The sequence below is a fragment of the Candidatus Merdisoma sp. JLR.KK006 genome, from assembly GCF_036941035.1.
Classification (GTDB): domain Bacteria; phylum Bacillota; class Clostridia; order Lachnospirales; family Lachnospiraceae; genus Laedolimicola.
This window is the reverse complement of the sequence record NZ_JAYMNS010000003.1, coordinates 193,010-210,275: the sequence shown is the minus strand read 5'-3', so window position 1 is coordinate 210,275 and position 17,266 is coordinate 193,010. Positions and strand designations below refer to the sequence as shown.

The following is a 17,266-nucleotide window of genomic DNA, read 5'->3' as shown; positions in this document are numbered from 1 at the left end:
TGATGGAACAGGAGAATTGGCTGCAGTCAAATTTTTATAAGGGAAAGCGGGTGCTGGTGACCGGTCATACGGGATTTAAGGGCACCTGGCTATGCAGAATTCTTTTACAATTAGGTGCTCAGGTCACCGGCTATGCTTTAATGCCCCCCCCATTTTTGTCCCTGTTTGAAATTTCAGCAGTGTCGGATAAGATAAATTCCATAGAGGGAGATGTGAGAGATTTTGCCCGCTTAAAAGAAGTGTTTGAACAGGTTCAGCCGGAGATCGTGTTTCATTTGGCCGCTCAGCCGCTGGTAAGGCGTTCCTATGAAGCTCCGGTGGAGACTTATGAGACGAATGTAATGGGGACCGTACATGTCTGTGAATGTGTGCGGCTTTTTCCCTGTGTAAAGTCTTTTTTGAATGTGACAACGGATAAGGTCTACGAGAATAAGGAGTGGGCTTGGGGATACAGGGAGAATGAGCCGCTTGACGGATACGATCCTTATTCCAACAGCAAGTCCTGTTCGGAGCTGGTGACCCACAGCTATATCAATTCTTTTTTCAGGGATATGGATACGGCTGTTTCCACCGCACGGGCCGGAAACGTAATCGGCGGCGGAGACTTTGCGGACAATCGGATTATTCCGGATTGTATACGGGCGGCGGGTAAGAAAGAGCCGGTTGTCATTCGGAATCCCCATTCCACCAGACCCTATCAACATGTGCTGGAGCCCCTGTTTGTATATCTGACTATTGCGGCTATGCAGGCAATGGATAAGAGATATGCAGGCTTTTACAATGTGGGGCCGGATGATCGGGACTGTGTGTCTACCGGAGAATTGGCGGATTTGTTCTGTGAGAGCTGGGGAGAGGGCATGAGCTGGGTAAACCGGTATGACGGAGGTCCCCATGAGGCGAACTTCTTAAAGCTTGACTGCTCGAAGCTGAAAGCCGTCTTTGGCTGGAAGCCTGTATGGGATGTCCGTACAGCTGTGGAAAAAACGGTGGAATGGTCAAAGGCATGGATGAATGGCAATGATATGGAGCTTATTATGGAAAAACAGATTTTGGAATATAGAGATGAGAGAGAAAAGGAGTACTAGAGATGTTTGAGGATAAAACAGAGCAGCAGGCCAGGGAGGAGATTCTCACAGCAGTTAAAGCTTATTGTGATACTTTCCATAATAAGAAAGAGCCATTTATGGAGGGACAGCGGATTCCTTATGCTTCCCGGGTATATGATAACAGAGAAATGACAAATCTGGTAGACAGTGCATTGGAATTTTGGCTGACTTCCGGACGTTACACAGACGAGTTTGAGAAAAAATTAGGTGAATATCTGGGTGTACGTCATTGCTGTCTGGTGAATTCCGGGTCATCTGCTAATTTGAATGCATTTATGGCCCTTACCTCACCCTTACTAAAAGAGCGTCAGGTAAAACGGGGAGATGAGATTATTACAGTGGCAGCGGGCTTCCCAACTACCATTGCGCCAATGATCCAGTATGGGGCGGTCCCTGTTTTTGTAGATGTGACGATTCCCCAGTATAATATTGATGTAACAAAGCTGGAAGAGGCATATTCTGAAAAAACAAAGGCAGTGATGCTGGCTCATACCTTGGGCAACCCCTTTGACTTGAAAGCGGTAAAGGAGTTCTGTGAACGCCATAATCTGTGGCTGATTGAGGATAACTGCGACGCTTTGGGTTCCAGATATGTGATTGATGGAGAAGAGAAATTTACAGGAACCATTGGAGATATCGGAACCTCAAGCTTTTATCCGCCCCACCATATGACTATGGGGGAGGGAGGCGCTGTTTACACAGATAATCCCCTGCTCTATAAGATTATTAAATCTTTTCGTGACTGGGGCAGGGACTGCGTATGTCCCTCCGGACGCGACAACATGTGCGGCCATCGGTTTGACCGCCAGTATGGAGAGCTGCCCTTGGGATACGATCATAAGTATGTATACTCCCATTTTGGCTATAATCTGAAGGCTACCGATATGCAGGCGGCCATCGGCTGCGCTCAGCTTGACAAGTTTCCGGGATTTGTAGAGCGCAGGCGCAAAAATTTTGAACGGCTTAGAAACGGCCTTAACGGTATGGAGGATAAGCTGATTTTGCCAGAGCCCTGTGAAAACAGCAGGCCAAGCTGGTTCGGCTTTTTGCTGACCTGCAAGGAGGGCGTGAACCGGGAACAGGTGGTTCCTTATATCGAGAGCAAGGGAGTTCAGACCCGGATGCTGTTTGCGGGGAATATCATTAAGCATCCCTGCTTTGATGAAATGCGTGCAAAGAACAGCGGCTATCGGGTAGTTGGAGAGCTTCAAAACACGGATCGGATCATGCGGGATACCTTCTGGGTAGGCGTTTATCCGGGGATGACGGATGAAATGATTGATTATATGGCAAAGACCATCAGGGAAGCAGTGTCAGATGAGTGATAAGAAGAAAATGTGGTTTCAGTCATTGATTCAGTTTATTAAATTCGGCATTGTGGGATTATCCAATACCTTAATCTCTTATGTAGTGTATCTTATGGGAGTGCGGTTTGGAATGCATTACCTGCTTGCAAGTGTTTTGGGTTTTGTGATCAGTGTGCTGAATTCCTTTTACTGGAATAATAAATATGTTTTTCAGCAGGGCGACGAGGAAAGAAATCTTTGGCTGACTCTGGTAAAGACATTTATGGCTTACGCATCCACAGGACTGGTCCTGGCAAATATTCTATTGTATATCTGGGTAGATGTATTGAATATATCCGAATATCTGGGGCCGGTTATTAATCTGGTGATTACCGTACCTTTGAATTTTGTGATTAATAAACTATGGGCTTTCCGTGGGAAGCGTAAAGGTGGAGCTTGAGAGAAAATGATGAGAAATATAGAATTGTTAGACTGCACCCTCAGGGATGGAGGCTATCTAAATGACTGGGAGTTTGGCCATGATAATCTGGTAAATATTTTCGAGCGTCTGGTCAGCGCAGAAGCAGACATTATCGAGGTCGGATTTTTGGATGAGAGAAGAGACTTTGATCCGAATCGGAGCATTATGCCAGATACGGCCTCTGTGGAAAAGATTTATGGGGGCCTTGATCGGGGCAGCTCCATGGTTGTGGGAATGATTGATTATGGTACTTGTGGAATTTCTCAAATTCAGCCCTGCAAGGAAAGCTTTCTGGATGGAATCCGGGTGATTTTTAAGAAGCACCTGCGCCGGGAGGCCATTGCTTTCTGCAAAGAATTAAAGGCTTTGGGATACCAGGTTTTTTCCCAGGCGGTTTCCATTACAAGCTATACGGACGAAGAGTTTGCAGATTTATTGGATTTGGTGAATGATTTGGAGCCTTTTGCCATGTCCCTGGTAGATACTTATGGACTTTTATATGAAAAGGGGCTTTTGCATTATTTTAAGCAGGCGGATAAGATGCTGAAAAAGGGAATTGGCTTGGGGTATCATGCCCACAATAATTTTCAGCTTGGCTACGCTAATTGTATCTCCGTGCTGGCGCAGGAGACAAACCGCAAGGTGATTGTAGACGGAACCCTTTATGGAATGGGAAAGAGCGCAGGCAATGCGCCTCTGGAGCTTTTAGCTACTTATCTCAATGAAAACTTTGGGAAAGATTATAAGATCAGCCAGATGCTGGAAGCTATTGATGTAACGATTCTGGACATTTATAAGAAAATGCATTGGGGTTATTCTTTTACCTTTTTCCTTTCAGCCTCCAATGCATGTCATCCCAATTATGTCACTTACCTGCAGAATAAGAAAAAACTGTCTATTAAGTCTATCAATGAGATCTTGAGCAGTATTGCAGAAGAAAAGAAGCTCATGTATGACGGCGGATATATTGAAGACCTGTATCGGGAATATCAGAAAAAGGATTGTGATGATCGAAAAGCCAGAGAGGAATTGTACAGGCAGTTGAAGGACCGCAAAATTCTGCTGATTGGTCCGGGAAAAAGTATTCGAACTCAAAAGGACAGAATCGAAAAATGTATCAGGGAAAAACAGCCTCTGGTAATATCCATTAATTTTATACCAGATGATCTTTCCTGTGATTATGTATTTATGAGTAATGCCAAGCGGTATGTGCAGATGTCTACCATGCTCAGCAATCGGGCTTCTCATATTAAGACAATTGCTACATCCAATGTGACCTCTACCAAGACTTTTGACTATGTACTGCGGTATCAGGACTTGTTGGATGAGGAGGCTTTGATTGCAGATAATCCTATGCTGATGCTTTTGAAGCTTTTGAGAGAATATAGAGCAGGGGAGATTTATCTGGCAGGCTTTGACGGCTATTCCGTGATGGAAGAGCCGAATTATATTAATCCGAATATGGAATATTCCTATAGCACAGAGGTGGCGCAGGATATTAATCAGGATGTGATCATCAGTATGAAGAAGCTGGAGCTTGAGATGCCAGTGGTATTTGTGACAGACTCTTACTATGAAAGATCCTTTTCTGCATAGCAGAAAACTAAGTTTAGGGATGCATGTGGGTTTACTATAAAGTATAAAACGATTGTGATGTGAGAAAAGAAGAGGGGGAAACGTAAATATGCGGAAAGCATTGATAACAGGAGGATCCAGAGGAATCGGCAAAGCTACGGCGGAAAAGTTCCGAAGCTGCGGCTACGAAGTGGTTACTCCTACCAGACAGGAATTGAATCTGACAGATGGAGCATCTATTGCCGCTTATATTGAGAAAAATAAGGATGTCTATTTTGATGTGATTGTAAACAATGCAGGCTGCAATGATATCCATGAGATTGAGGACATTACGGATGAAGAGATTGAACAGATGATGGCCTTAAATCTTGTAGCCCCTATTAAGCTGATTCGGGGATTTGCAGGCAAAATGAAAGAAAACAATTATGGCAGAATCGTGAATATCGGTTCTATCTGGGCAGTAGTCTCAAAGCCTGGCCGCTGTGTTTACAGTGCCACAAAAAATGGAATTCATGGGGTAACTAACACTATGGCAGTGGAACTTGCACCCTATAATATTTTAGTAAATACTGTCTGCCCGGGATTTACCATGACAGAGCTGACGAAGAAGAATAATACGCCGGAACAGATAGCCGAGATTTCAAAGGACATTCCTATGCAGAGAATGGCCGAGCCCTGTGAGATGGCCGAGGTGATCTATTTCCTATGCAGTGAGCAGAATACCTATTTGACCGGTCAGAAGATTACGGTGGATGGAGGATTTTCGGAAAAATGATTATTAAATCAAGCACAAAAGACTACAGAGTTCAGATTGAGGACAGCTTTTCTTTTTTTGAGCCATTGCTTCAGACAGATAATACTCTGTTTGTGGTTGACAAAAAGCTGTATGGTTTGTATGAGAAAGAGCTGTTCGGCAAAATTCCAGAGGATAAATTGTATTTGATTGAGGCGCTGGAGGAAAATAAAACCATTGAGACGGCTCTTGGAGTCTGTGAAAAGATGACAGAGATCCCCGGCAAGCGCAATGCTCGTCTGGTTTCCTTTGGAGGGGGAATTATTCAGGATATCACAGGCTTTGCAGCGAATATTCTCTATCGGGGGATTCATTGGACTTTTGTTCCAACCACGCTTTTGGCGGCCTGCGACAGTTGTATCGGAGGAAAAACTTCCCTTAATTACAAATCTTTTAAGAACCTCTTAGGAACCTTTTATCCGCCGGAGAAGATCTATATTTGTCCGAAATTCTTTTTCACTTTGTCCCAGAAAGATTTTGAAAGCGGCCTGGGAGAGGTTGTAAAGTTCAATATTATGTCCGGTGAGGCAGGTCTTGAGCGGATAGAGTCTCAGATGGCAGGCCTTTTAGAGAGAAGACCGGAAGTAGTAGAAGAATTTCTCCGAACCTCTCTTGCTTTTAAAAAGGACTTTATTGAGGAGGATGAGTTTGATTGGGGAGTTCGGATTCATCTGAATTTTGCCCATACCTTTGGACATGCCTTTGAGACTATGAGCAAATATGAGATTCCTCATGGGACGGCTGTTGCCATGGGAATGATTGTGGCGGATCGGGTATCGCTTCACCGGGGCTGCATGGATGAAACGATTTGTACCCGGGCGGAACAGCTTTTGAAAAAGATCATTCATGTAAACCTGGATGGAATCGATTGGAACATGGATGAAGTGGTGAAAGCTATCCGCAAGGATAAAAAGCAGATTGATGATGCATTGACCTGTGTACTTTTGGAAGAAGATATGAAGCTTAAGGTAGTGCATGATCTGAAACGGGAAGAGATAGAGACGGCTGTGAGAGAGATGCTGCAGTTATTGCGTACAAAGTGAGAGGAGAACACAAAGTGAAAGTTAAGTTATCAGAGTATGTGGCGGATTTTCTGGTAAAGAGTAAGATAGAGCATGTATTTACTCTTACAGGTGGAGGTGCCATGCATCTGAATGATTCTTTTGGCCATAAGAAAGAGCTTGCCTGCATCTACAATCATCATGAGCAGGCATGCGCTATCGGTGCAGAGGCATATACCAGACTGACAGGAAAGCTGGCGGCTGTGTGTGTGACAAGCGGTCCGGGAGGAACCAATGCAATAACTGGCGTTTTGGGCGGATGGCTGGATTCCATTCCTATGTTTGTGATCTCTGGTCAGGTAAAGAGAGAGACCACCACTTGGTCTACAACCGTTCCTTTACGACAGTTGGGAGATCAGGAGTATAACATTGTTGCCTCAGTTGCTCCTATGACCAAGTATGCTCATATGGTAACAGAGCCAACAGAGATTCGGTATCATTTGGAGAAAGCGCTACATTTGTGTAAAAATGGAAGAGGCGGTCCCGTATGGCTGGATATTCCCCTGGATGTGCAGGCGGCGCCTATAGAGACAGAAGAGCTGAAAGGATTTGATCCCTCCGAATTGGAACAGCCAGAGGTACCGGTGTATGATGAGAGTCTTACAGAGCAGATTCTAAACAAGATCAAAGAGGCAAAGAAGCCAGTTGTATTTGCAGGCTCCGGAATCCGTCTGGGTAAGGCTCATGCAGAATTTCTGGCGGTGATTGAAAAGCTTAACATTCCTGTTGTGACAGCCTGGAATGCGCATGACAATCTCTGGGATGAGCATCCCCTTTACTGCGGACGGCCGGGAACTCTTGGAACAAGGGGAGGAAATTTCGTGGTACAGAACAGTGATCTGCTTCTGGTTCTGGGCTGCCGACTGAATATTCGGCAAATCAGCTACAATTATAAGGAATTTGCGCCGAATGCTTATAAGATTATCATAGATATCGATGAAAATGAGCTTAAGAAGCCGACTGTGAAAGCGGATCTTCCGGTTCATGCAGATGTAAAGGCGGTTCTGGAGGCTATCTTAAAAGCCGATTATCACAGGGAAAATGAGGAACATCAGAGATGGCTGGCGTGGTGCCGCCAGACAGACGCAAAATATCCGGCAGTTTTGCCAGGGTATCGTGCTCAGCAGTCGCCCTTGAATCCCTATGCATTTGTGGAGGAGTTGTCCAAGGTTATGGAGGAAGAAGATACAATTATCACCGGAAACGGAAGCGCCTGTGTAGTCACGTTCCAGGCAATGAAAATTAAGAAAGGACAGCGGTTGTTTACCAATTCCGGCTGTGCGGCTATGGGGTATGGATTTCCGGCAGCTATCGGAGGCTGTGTGGCACGAGGCGGAAAGCGTGTCATCTGCATTGATGGGGACGGAAGCTTCCAGATGAATCTTCAGGAGCTGCAGACGGTGGTATATAACCGGCTGAATCTGAAGCTGCTTTATCTGAATAATAACGGGTATCATTCCATTCGTCAGACACAGACGAATCTGTTCAAGCTGCCTTTGGTAGGCGTCTGTGACGGAAACGGTCTTAGCTTTCCGGAGGCAGAAAAGATAGCCGGGGCGTATGGGATTCCTTTTTACCGTATAGACAAACTGGACGAAGCAGAGGCAATATTGCGCAGGGCATTGACCACGGAGGGGCCTGTGTTCTGTGAGATTGTCTTGGATCCGGGACAGAATTTTGAGCCAAAGCTTTCCTCAAAGGTATTGCCAGACGGACGGATTGTGTCACCACCGATTGATGATATGTATCCTTTCCTGGAGCGGGAGGAATATGAGTCTAATCATTATGATTCATAGCTGCCAGTTCAAAAGATATTTTTTATAATTTGGTAGGGAGTTTTATGAAAACAGTTGTCATTACAGGCCCGACAGGTGCCATTGGAACCGCATTGATGGGAAATTTTATAGAAAAGGGGATTCATGTATATGCAGTAGTGCGCAAGGACTCCAGCCGTCTTGAACGGATTCCGGAAAGCCCGCTGATAACGCCGGTGCTTTTGGGCCTGGATGAGCTGCAGGGGCTTAAAAATCAGATTTCGGTAAGCTGTGATGTTTTTTATCATTTTGCATGGGCCGGAACTATTGGTGACGGAAGAAATGATGTTTATCTCCAGAATCAAAATGTGAAGTATACACTGGATGCTGTCAGGGCTGCGGCAGAGCTTGGCTGTAAAAGATTTGTGGGAGCCGGCTCTCAGGCGGAATATGGGCGCACAGAGGGGCTTTTAAGTCCGGATACGCCGGCATTTCCGGAAAACGGTTATGGAATGGCAAAACTCTGCGCCGGACATATGAGTCGTTTGCTCTGTGAACAGCTTGGAATAGAACATGTCTGGGGAAGAATCTTAAGCGTTTATGGTCCTCGTGACGGTGCAAAGACAATGATTATGTCTGCCATAGACAGTTTTTTGAGAGACCGATGTCCAAGGTTTACAAAAGGGGAACAGCTGTGGGATTACCTTTACTCAAAGGATGCTGCGCAAGCTATGTATCTTTTAGGGGAAAAGGGAGTGAATGGGAAGGTCTACTGTCTGGGAAGCGGTCATGCCAGACCATTGGCGGAATATATTACAATTTTGAGGAATTCTATTGATTCTGCCCTTAAGATGGAGCTTGGAGCCGTTCCCTATAGTCCGAAGCAGGTGATGTATCTTTGTGCGGATATTAAGACTTTGAGAGAAGACACAGGCTTTGAGCCGGAATATTCCTTTGAGCAGGGAATCAAGGAGACAATTGCCTGGTATCGGGAGGAAATGGGAAAATGAAAAAAATCAGTGTTTTGATTCCCTGTTATAATGAGGAAGAAAATGTAGTTCCCATCAGCAAGGCGGCGACGGATATTCTGGAGAAAGAACTGCCGGAGTATGATTATGAGCTGGTTTTCATTGATAATTATTCCACAGATCGTACAAGGGACCTGCTTCGTATGATATGCAGTCAAAATCCGAAGATCAAGGCTATTTTCAACGTGACGAATTTTGGGCAGTTTAATTCGCCTTACTATGGAATCTGCCAGACTACAGGGGACTGTACCATTGCCATGTCCTGCGATTTTCAGGATCCAGTGGAACTGATTCCTGTGTTTGTCCATGAATGGGAGAATGGGTATAAGATTGTCAGTGGAATCAAAAGTTCCAGCAAGGAGAATGGATTTATCTATTTCCTCCGCAGCATGTACTATAAAGTGATTAAAAATATGTCCTCGGTGGAGATGATTGAACATTTTACAGGTTTTGGGCTTTATGATAAAACCTTTGTAAAGCTTCTGCAGCAATTGGATGACCCGATTCCTTTTATTCGGGGAGTTGTGGCGGAGTACGGCTATAAGCGCAAGGATGTGGAGTATGAACAGCCCAAGCGGAGGGCAGGGAAGACTCATAACAACTGGTACAGTCTTTATGATGCGGCTATGCTGAGCTTTACTTCTTATACGAAAATTGGCCTGCGGCTGGCCACCTTTGCAGGGTTCCTGGGTTCGGCATTCAGTATTCTGGTGGCATTGGTTTATCTGGTGATGAAGCTGATCTGGTGGGAGCGGTTTCCGGCGGGTATGATACCAGTACTCATCGGCATTTTTGTGATTGGATCCATGCAGCTTTTCTTTATTGGCTTGTTGGGAGAATATATTATGAATATTAATACACGTGTGATGCATAAACCTCTTGTTGTGGAGGAAGAAAGGATTAACTTTTGAAGATGAAGAACGGGACGATTAACGGAACCTGGATATCAGGTTCTGCCGCAATGATTTTTGCAGGAATAGAACTGCTGCTGTTTCTGTTTGTTCCTGGAGTACGGGAATGGTTTCAAAAATTCAGCAATGAAAATATGGTGTTTTATGCTGTCTTTTTGATGACCTTTGCAATTGTGTTCTTAGGGGCAAATTGCTTTTTGTATAAAAGAGAATTTTCAATAAATATATCCCTACCGGTCCAATGGGGCCTGCTTTTGTTGGGATTGGCGGCGGGAATCGGGTTTTTGATGAAGATGATTATGAATGAGGGAAGAGTTTTAGGAGTATTGATTACAGATTTTGTCTGGCATAGAATCCCTTATATACTTAGCTTTCTAACCGTACTTGGAATTGCGTTTGTCTTGCTGTGGTGCTGGAGACAGGATGAAAAGAAGGAAAAAGGACATATTTTTTATGTGATTGATGTAATAATTGCAGCTGCGTCCGGATTTTCCTTGTATATTCCGAATTATTTGGCGGCAGATCCGCTGCATGGACACGCCTATTATAGCTCTATCTATGATGTGGCGCACGGTACGCCTTATGATGATTTGTTCACCAGTATCTACGGACATTATGCAATATTTCTCCGGTGGCCTGTAAAGATAATAGGAAACGGAAATATCAAGGATGCGGCATTACTGATGGCGCTTTTAGGTGGTTTGGCTACATTTTTGGCATTGTGGGCGCTTCATCAGAATATCCGGGATAATAAAGTACGTATCCTGGCGGCATTATCGATTGGATTTCCGGTGATTGGTACACGTTTAAACAATTATTGGCAGGTACAGCCTCACCGGGTATTATTTACTTGTATCTTTTTGTTTTATGGAGCAGTGTACAATAAGTATAAATTTAAGGGTGCAAAGATTTTTGGATATGTTTTAGCAACCTTAGCAATTGTTTGGAACACGGAGACAGGGTTAGTTTGTGCCGCAGCCTGGGTGGCTTTCCTTTGCTATGAATATACAAATGAAAAGGATTTTTTTAGAGGAAAGACGTTATTATTTTTGTTGATTCAGGTTTTAGCTGCTGTTGCCGCTTTTTTTGGGGCAGTAGTATTTGTGGGAATTTACAATTTAATTCATGGAGGAAGTTGGAATTCCCTTTCTACATTTTTGTATCCTCTTCTGACAAAAGAGTATATGGATGGCTTTTTGCGGATTGATCTTCCGAATTTTATCAGTGCATATATGCTTGTGCTGGTATTGTTCCTAATGGGAATGGTGTGGAGCCTGGCACATCACAGAATTTTTCGGAGAGAACAGGCAGTGAAGAGGGAAGCGGACAGGGCTTTTGTTTTTCTTGCTTCAGTATTGGGATTGGGGCAAATTACCTATTTTATGAATCGGGCAGTATATTATAATTTGGATTTGATTCATGTAGTAGTCGTGGTTTTGCTGTGCATATTTTTGGATCACAATATTTTTGCCTGGAAAGAATTTAGGAAAAACGGATTTCAGGGAGTGGGAATGAAGAATGGATTCCGAGGAGTAATGGTTGTATGGATGACCGTGATTTTAGTAGGTACATCCTTAGGAACGATTATGCAGGGCGGTTATCATATATGCTTGAGAGGAGAACGGGAGTATCAGGATTTAAGTAAAGTCTATGAGCTTTTAGATGAGATCAAAAAAGATGTCCCAATCAATACATTTGGCTTTGGACAAGGGGTTCCGGAGTTGTATGGATTGATGGAATGGGATACGAGATGCCATGTAATTGATTTTTCGGATAGAACAGAGCAGCAGCTTCAATATGTCAGAGAGAGATTGGAAAATGAGGATTCCTTTTTTGCATATATTCAGGATGCTGAATTTATTCTGGAGGAACAGCAGGGGATTTGGCACAGATATAAGTCTTATGAATATGCGGGCGATGAATATGGAGCCTTTTTGAGAGTGAGTTATTAATGGAAGAAGAATCCGGGAGGAGAGTGTAATGGCAGTTAAAAAGGATAAAGCGTTTGTCATTTTAATGGGGATTCTGATTTTGCTTTTTCTGCGTGGATTTCATATCGATATTCATGGGGATCAAGGCGCTGTCTTTTTTGGAAGAACAGATAATTATATGGCGGATTATTACAATGTAGCCAAATTTTCATCAGCAAGAAATCCATATAATTACGGGGTAGAGGATGATATGATCGATGCGGTTGATAGGGAATATCCTCCGCTGGCTTATGTATTGGGGTATTGCTGGTCAAGAACGGCCGACTACTTGACTCTTCCGGGCCAGGAAGCGGGAAATACGGATCTGGGAACAGCAACTTCCGCCTTGTATATGTTTTCTGTTTCTGCTTTATTTCTGCTTTTGATTTATGACACGCTCGAAAAACAAAAGGTTTATAAAATGCTTATTGTATTTTGCTTGATGATGTCCGGAATATTTATTTTTTCTTATGAAAGAGGAAATAATATTTTTTTGGCAGCCTCATGCAGTATAATTTTTGTTTTTAATTACAATCATAAAAATAAAGTAATTAGAGAATGTTCTTATATAGCCTTAGCGATTGCAGCGGGAATTAAAGTGTATCCGGCGTTATTAGGAATTTTGCTGATTTTTGACAAAAACTACAGAGGAGCCTTCAGGCTGATAATCTATGGTATTGCTTTTGCATTCCTGCCGTTTTTATTTTTCAAAGGGGGATTCTTTAATCTTCCTATTCTGCTTCGAAATTCGAAGATGAGTGTAGAAAGATATTCAATGTTTGCCTTTTCCAGATTTAATTATAGATTTTGGGTAGCTCAGATTCAAGATCCTGTTCTTCAAACGAGAATGTATACAATCGTAGGAGTTCTTAATAAGATTCTTTGCTGTGCAGCTGTGGCGGCAAGTTATCTTCAGAAAAAACCATGGAAGCGTATTATGCTGCTTTTGCTTGTTATGATTATGTTTCCCGTTAACAGTTCTCCGTATACAGGATTATACTTATATATTGGTATCGTAATGTTCTTGAATGAAGATGAATGGTCTGTTCTGGATGCAGTTTATCTGCTGCTGATCGTTATGATTTTAAATCCATTTCAGGTTATCATCAACGAATGCAACTATACCACATGGGCGATGAATCTGTCGGCGTCTGTTCTGTTTCTTTTATTGTGCGTGGAGACACTTTATCCTGTGGTGAAAGGCTTTTTTGAGTCAAAAAATAGAGACAGAATAAAAGTGCAGAATTGAATACTGCACTTTTTCATTCTGGAACAGAAGGAAGAATTATCTTGTTGCTCAGCGCCTGGTTTCCTTCCGGAGTATAATCAGAGTCCGTTCCGGCAAGCGGCGTAAAGGTCATTTCTCCAAAATAAACGTTATCCTCCATTACATAAAAGTCCATTCTGACAAACGGGAATCCTGCGGAAAGCTTTTCGGCATAAGAAAGAAGGCTCTTAAGGCAGGCGGGTTTGGCAAAGGTCTTTTTGTTTTCATAAAGCGTACTTATGATCCATTTCATAAGATTCCATTCCCTGTCAAAAAGAAAGTATTTGCAATGACCTGTTTCCCGTTCTGTACAAAGCATAATATATTCTGCCTTACCGTTATAGCAATAGATTTTATAGTCATCCGGCAAAAATCCAGATGCAGGCTGAAGATATTTTTCGCATATAATGAGTGGCTTAATATTGTGATATTGCATTTCTGCAAAGGATAGGGAATAATCCTCCTTTAACCATGCGCTCAATTTTTTCTCGGTTTCTTTTATATCCAATGTATCTTTATCGCTGCATACAATATTATATCCGGAACCATGGTTGCACTTTAATACAAATTGTTTCGGAAGAGCTTTCCATGGAATGTCAGAGGGGGCTTCATATATACCAAGGCAATCAATTAGAATCTCGTTGCAGCCAAGCTTTTTGACATAGTCTCTTACCTTGACCTTATCGGCACATTGACAAACTAATGGGTTTTTATAATATGTGTTCAGTTTTAACCAAATTAACTTTTCGTTGAATTCGGTGGGATTTTTCAAATTCGGCCATTTTCCCAGCGCCTGCTTATATCTGATTTTGCTGACTGCGGCCGGAGAAAAGGGTGTTAACCTTTTCATAGACCAGTCCATAAAAGAGTAATATGTTTTCCGAATAAAGCTTGTTTGACTGATTCTCATTTTTTTACCTCGTCATTGATAGATTAAATTCATGTTCAAGTATGATGATAGATTTCTTCATAGGTCTGAATCAGAGCTTTTAAATTTTGCTGCGGATCATGAGTTCTCTGGGCATGCTTTCTGGCTGCTGCGGAAAACTGCAGTGCTAATGTATCATTGTCAAATATGCGGCTGATATAATGTGCAATCATGTAGTATTCCTCATAAGGATACAAAAAGCCTTCTGCGCCGTGTTTAAGCATATTTTTTACACCGCCGACATCTGAGGATATACATGGTAAGCCTAAAAGCATGGCTTCACCCAACGAATTTGGCGAGTTTTCGATCGAAGAAGGTGATAAAAATACGTGTGCATGCAAAAATGCACGGCACATAGCCTGCTCATCCAGCTCCCGCCCAAGGAATACAATATGCTCCTTCAAGTGATATTTTTGTATTAATTTTTTGATATAGATTAAGTAATAATTTTGCTTTAAACGGTTTTTAAATTCCATTTTGTCTAAAGGGCTTTTGCCTGTTGTATAAACCTTTAAATCAGGATAACACCTTAACAGTATGGGCAGAGCTTCCAGCAATAGGTGAAAGCCTTTGATGGGGTAGTCCCATTGGCTGACAAAGATGGAATGGCGCTCGCAGCTTTCCAGAGACCATCTGTTTTCATAAAAAGTGCGGCGCAGAATTCGATTGCAGGAATGATAGACTGCATCTGGATTAATCGCTTCAGCACATGCTTTATCCCAATCAGTCCGGCCCAATACATGGGATACTTTCTTTAGAGCTTCTATTTCTAATGCCCCCCGTTTCCGGTATTTTTCGCAGGCATGAAATATATTATCTTTTTTGATAATATCCCGAAGGGAGTAAGAATGCACGACTTTTTCCGGTAATGCGGCAAAGTAATGATATGCATAGATAGAAGTAAGACCTTGAATATCTATAACAATATGATTTAATAGATTTGCTCGTTCACAAGCACGCACCATTGCAAGGCAGTGAGGAAATTCTGTTCCGAAAATATGGATAATATCGGGATTTGCTTTTTTCAGCACAGAAAAAAGATAGTCTTCGGTAGCCTGACAAAAGGTGTAATTCTTTCCGCTCAAGGGAAAGGCATAGTATGTGATTCCAGCAACACTTCCCTCCACAGGAACAGCTTGGGTTAAAATAGGAAAGGAAACAGAAAAGTCTATATTTTCCTGCTTTATTAATTCTTCGGACATAGCAGTCAGCCATCCGTTGATGCTGCGAGGGGGCAGAGACAGATTTTTTGCAATTTTAGGAAGCATAATATTACATAACCATAATATTTTCATAAGGGTCTCCATTCTGATGCTGCAGATAAGAGCAGGTCTTGCGGACACATTTTTCGTGTGTTATAATTGGCACATCAACTCAGAAAGCAGGAAATATGAATGTTATCGCTTTTTATCTGGTATTGGGCTAAGGCAAAAGCCAGGCTTCTCTCAAACTGTGTTCACAAATATGGAACGGACAGGTATCATCAGGTTAAGAGAAGGTACGCAGGAAGGACAATTTATAATATATCTGATACGAACCTGGCATTAAAGAATTTAATTTACAGTGATGAGCCGTTTATGGCTGCCAGGTTCGGAGCAAATGAGATCTGTGCAATGGCTGTATATGATTTCCATATTAATTCCAAAATGGACAAGATTACATTTGAATTGTGTAAAGGTGCAGGATTTTTTATTCAGTCCGAAAACGATATGGAGGACTTTTCCAGACTTATGAAAGAATCCTGCTCTTATATTGATTATCTGGCAATTTGGTATAAGCCTTTTGAAGCTTACTATATTCGAACAAAAATGCGAAAGGATATCATTCTTTCGTGGCTGAGACATTTTGAACCATGGTACAGCGATGAGCCCTGGACAAAGGCTCTGAGCGGAAAAAGGGTGTTGGTTATTCACCCCTTTACCGATACTATTCGTTCCCAATATGCAAGAAGAACTAAACTGTTTGCCAATCAGGACATGCTCCCTGAATTTGAGCTTCACACGCTAAAAGCGGTTCAGACAATTGCCTGGCAGAAGGATTCGCGCTTTCAAAACTGGTTTGAGGCCCTTGAATATATGTATGAAGAAGCTATGAAAACCGAATTTGATATTGCCCTAATCGGTTGCGGGGCTTATGGCTTTCCCTTAGCCGCCAAGCTTAAAGCAGCAGGCAAACAGGCTGTGCATATGGGAGGGATGCTGCAAATCCTTTTCGGCATAAAAGGAAAACGATGGGATCAAGATGCCAAAGTGTCTTTGCTTTATAATAAATATTGGGTATCTCCGTCTGAAAGTGAAATTCCGGAAAAAGCATCTGTTGTTGAAAACGGATGCTATTGGTAAAATTCACTTTTTTCATTAACAAAGATAATGCACCGGTTGTCGCCGCGATAAAAATGAAAACCATAATCTTCCCAATTTCCCTGTATAGTTTGATTTTTATCCTGTCCGATAGCAACAAAATCGCAGCCGCTGCTTTGAACCAAAGGTCCAAGGACTGCAAGATCCGGATAATCTTTGGCTAATTCTACGGAAATTGCGTCCGGGCCGTTCCTTTCGTTGACTAAGGTAATCGTCGGATTATATTGACGAATAAAAGGAACCAGCCAATCGGCACCGACAATGTAGGCGCCGTCGGGAAGCCACTTTGCAGTATCGACACTTTCCTGAGTAAGCTTGTATGGGTTGGTAACCGGATAAAAATTAGGCTCTTTCAGCATATAGGAGCCGAATTGTGTGGAACAAAACAGCAGAACCAAGAATAAACACAGCCTTTTAACACCTTGTAAATGCGTGATAACAGTAGTAGCCGTATAGCAGAAAAGAGGTACAAGGGGTACTAACCAAAAAATACGGAAATACGTACCTTGGCTTAAACAATAGTGCAGAATTTTGCCTGATACAGGGCAGATGTATAAAAAGAAAAGAAACAGTGTACCCCAAAGAAAAAATGTTCTCCATAGAGATGATTTATCTTTAAAATAAAGATAGATCAGGCAAATAGGAACAAGATAGAGGATAGGGCTGCTTTCCATTACAATAGCTAATTCACTGATAGCGAGGGAAAAAGTTTCTTTCATTAATTATAGTCATTCCTTTCGTGTGAC

General features: G+C 42.6%; 15 protein-coding genes. 12 read left to right on the top strand and 3 right to left on the bottom strand.

Going from position 1 to position 17,266, the window contains the following annotated elements:
- Window positions 1-2 precede the first annotated feature (2 nt).
- The 11 genes from rfbG to VSQ61_RS04130 all read left to right on the top strand — a co-directional run bounded on the left by rfbG (window position 3) and on the right by VSQ61_RS04130 (window position 13,214).
- Entirely contained in the window at window positions 3-1,085 is a 1,083-nt protein-coding gene (gene rfbG, locus VSQ61_RS04180; RefSeq protein ID WP_334343184.1) for a CDP-glucose 4,6-dehydratase, read from the top strand.
- Window positions 1,086-1,087: 2 nt separating this feature from the next.
- Entirely contained in the window at window positions 1,088-2,431 is a 1,344-nt protein-coding gene (rfbH, locus tag VSQ61_RS04175; protein WP_334343183.1) for a lipopolysaccharide biosynthesis protein RfbH, read from the top strand.
- A complete protein-coding gene (locus VSQ61_RS04170) occupies window positions 2,424-2,852 on the top strand; it encodes a GtrA family protein (RefSeq protein ID WP_334343182.1) in 429 nt (142 codons plus the stop codon). The genes rfbH and VSQ61_RS04170 overlap by 8 nt, the downstream gene beginning before the upstream one ends.
- 6 nt (window positions 2,853-2,858) lie before the next feature.
- Window positions 2,859-4,469, top strand: a complete 1,611-nt coding sequence (locus VSQ61_RS04165; RefSeq protein ID WP_334343181.1) for an aldolase catalytic domain-containing protein — start codon at window positions 2,859-2,861, stop codon at window positions 4,467-4,469.
- An 88-nt stretch (window positions 4,470-4,557) separates the two neighbouring features.
- A complete protein-coding gene (locus VSQ61_RS04160; RefSeq protein ID WP_334343180.1) occupies window positions 4,558-5,223 on the top strand; it encodes an SDR family NAD(P)-dependent oxidoreductase in 666 nt (221 codons plus the stop codon).
- Window positions 5,220-6,284 (top strand): AroB-related putative sugar phosphate phospholyase (cyclizing), encoded by a 1,065-nt coding sequence (locus tag VSQ61_RS04155; RefSeq protein ID WP_334343179.1) that lies wholly within the window; start codon window positions 5,220-5,222, stop codon window positions 6,282-6,284. The genes VSQ61_RS04160 and VSQ61_RS04155 overlap by 4 nt, the downstream gene beginning before the upstream one ends.
- Window positions 6,285-6,298: 14 nt before the next feature.
- Entirely contained in the window at window positions 6,299-8,098 is a 1,800-nt protein-coding gene (locus VSQ61_RS04150; RefSeq protein WP_334343178.1) for a thiamine pyrophosphate-binding protein, read from the top strand.
- Between the two features lie 44 nt (window positions 8,099-8,142).
- The gene (locus VSQ61_RS04145; RefSeq protein WP_334343177.1) at window positions 8,143-9,066 is read left to right on the top strand and encodes an NAD-dependent epimerase/dehydratase family protein; all 924 of its coding nucleotides are present in this window, start codon (window positions 8,143-8,145) and stop codon (window positions 9,064-9,066) included.
- Complete coding sequence (locus VSQ61_RS04140) at window positions 9,063-9,995, top strand: glycosyltransferase family 2 protein (protein WP_334343176.1); 933 nt, start codon at window positions 9,063-9,065, stop codon at window positions 9,993-9,995. Before VSQ61_RS04145 ends, VSQ61_RS04140 begins: the two co-directional genes overlap by 4 nt.
- Complete coding sequence (locus VSQ61_RS04135) at window positions 9,992-11,947, top strand: hypothetical protein (RefSeq protein ID WP_334343175.1); 1,956 nt, start codon at window positions 9,992-9,994, stop codon at window positions 11,945-11,947. The genes VSQ61_RS04140 and VSQ61_RS04135 overlap by 4 nt, the downstream gene beginning before the upstream one ends.
- A 28-nt stretch (window positions 11,948-11,975) precedes the next feature.
- Window positions 11,976-13,214, top strand: a complete 1,239-nt coding sequence (locus VSQ61_RS04130) for a glycosyltransferase 87 family protein (RefSeq protein ID WP_334343174.1) — start codon at window positions 11,976-11,978, stop codon at window positions 13,212-13,214.
- 13 nt (window positions 13,215-13,227) lie between these two features.
- On the opposite strand, the gene VSQ61_RS04125 is transcribed toward VSQ61_RS04130, so the two are convergent.
- On the bottom strand, window positions 13,228-14,142 hold the full coding sequence (locus VSQ61_RS04125) for an ATP-grasp fold amidoligase family protein (RefSeq protein ID WP_334343173.1): 915 nt from the start codon (window positions 14,140-14,142) through the stop codon (window positions 13,228-13,230).
- 35 nt (window positions 14,143-14,177) lie between these two features.
- Complete coding sequence (locus VSQ61_RS04120) at window positions 14,178-15,455, bottom strand: glycosyltransferase (RefSeq protein WP_334343172.1); 1,278 nt, start codon at window positions 15,453-15,455, stop codon at window positions 14,178-14,180.
- A gap of 99 nt (window positions 15,456-15,554) precedes the next feature.
- Here VSQ61_RS04120 and VSQ61_RS04115 point away from each other — a divergent pair, with 99 nt between their 5' ends.
- Complete coding sequence (locus tag VSQ61_RS04115; RefSeq protein ID WP_334343171.1) at window positions 15,555-16,502, top strand: hypothetical protein; 948 nt, start codon at window positions 15,555-15,557, stop codon at window positions 16,500-16,502.
- On the opposite strand, the gene VSQ61_RS04110 is transcribed toward VSQ61_RS04115, so the two are convergent.
- Complete coding sequence (locus VSQ61_RS04110; protein WP_334343170.1) at window positions 16,493-17,239, bottom strand: hypothetical protein; 747 nt, start codon at window positions 17,237-17,239, stop codon at window positions 16,493-16,495. The two genes, VSQ61_RS04115 and VSQ61_RS04110, sit on opposite strands and share 10 nt — an antisense overlap.
- Window positions 17,240-17,266: the final 27 nt, after the last annotated feature.

Excerpts from the sequence above, each read along its gene's own strand:
- VSQ61_RS04165 (WP_334343181.1), top strand. The coding sequence starts at position 2,859 with ATGATGAGAAATATAGAATTGTTAGACTGCACCCTCAGGGATGGAGGC.
- VSQ61_RS04120 (WP_334343172.1), bottom strand. The coding sequence starts at position 15,455 with ATGAAAATATTATGGTTATGTAATATTATGCTTCCTAAAATTGCAAAA.
- VSQ61_RS04115 (WP_334343171.1), top strand. The coding sequence starts at position 15,555 with ATGTTATCGCTTTTTATCTGGTATTGGGCTAAGGCAAAAGCCAGGCTT.
- VSQ61_RS04130 (WP_334343174.1), top strand. The coding sequence starts at position 11,976 with ATGGCAGTTAAAAAGGATAAAGCGTTTGTCATTTTAATGGGGATTCTG.
- VSQ61_RS04110 (WP_334343170.1), bottom strand. The coding sequence starts at position 17,239 with ATGAAAGAAACTTTTTCCCTCGCTATCAGTGAATTAGCTATTGTAATG.
- VSQ61_RS04125 (WP_334343173.1), bottom strand. The coding sequence starts at position 14,142 with ATGAGAATCAGTCAAACAAGCTTTATTCGGAAAACATATTACTCTTTT.
- VSQ61_RS04170 (WP_334343182.1), top strand. The coding sequence starts at position 2,424 with ATGAGTGATAAGAAGAAAATGTGGTTTCAGTCATTGATTCAGTTTATT.
- VSQ61_RS04140 (WP_334343176.1), top strand. The coding sequence starts at position 9,063 with ATGAAAAAAATCAGTGTTTTGATTCCCTGTTATAATGAGGAAGAAAAT.
- VSQ61_RS04160 (WP_334343180.1), top strand. The coding sequence starts at position 4,558 with ATGCGGAAAGCATTGATAACAGGAGGATCCAGAGGAATCGGCAAAGCT.
- rfbH (WP_334343183.1), top strand. The coding sequence starts at position 1,088 with ATGTTTGAGGATAAAACAGAGCAGCAGGCCAGGGAGGAGATTCTCACA.
- VSQ61_RS04145 (WP_334343177.1), top strand. The coding sequence starts at position 8,143 with ATGAAAACAGTTGTCATTACAGGCCCGACAGGTGCCATTGGAACCGCA.
- rfbG (WP_334343184.1), top strand. The coding sequence starts at position 3 with ATGGAACAGGAGAATTGGCTGCAGTCAAATTTTTATAAGGGAAAGCGG.
- VSQ61_RS04155 (WP_334343179.1), top strand. The coding sequence starts at position 5,220 with ATGATTATTAAATCAAGCACAAAAGACTACAGAGTTCAGATTGAGGAC.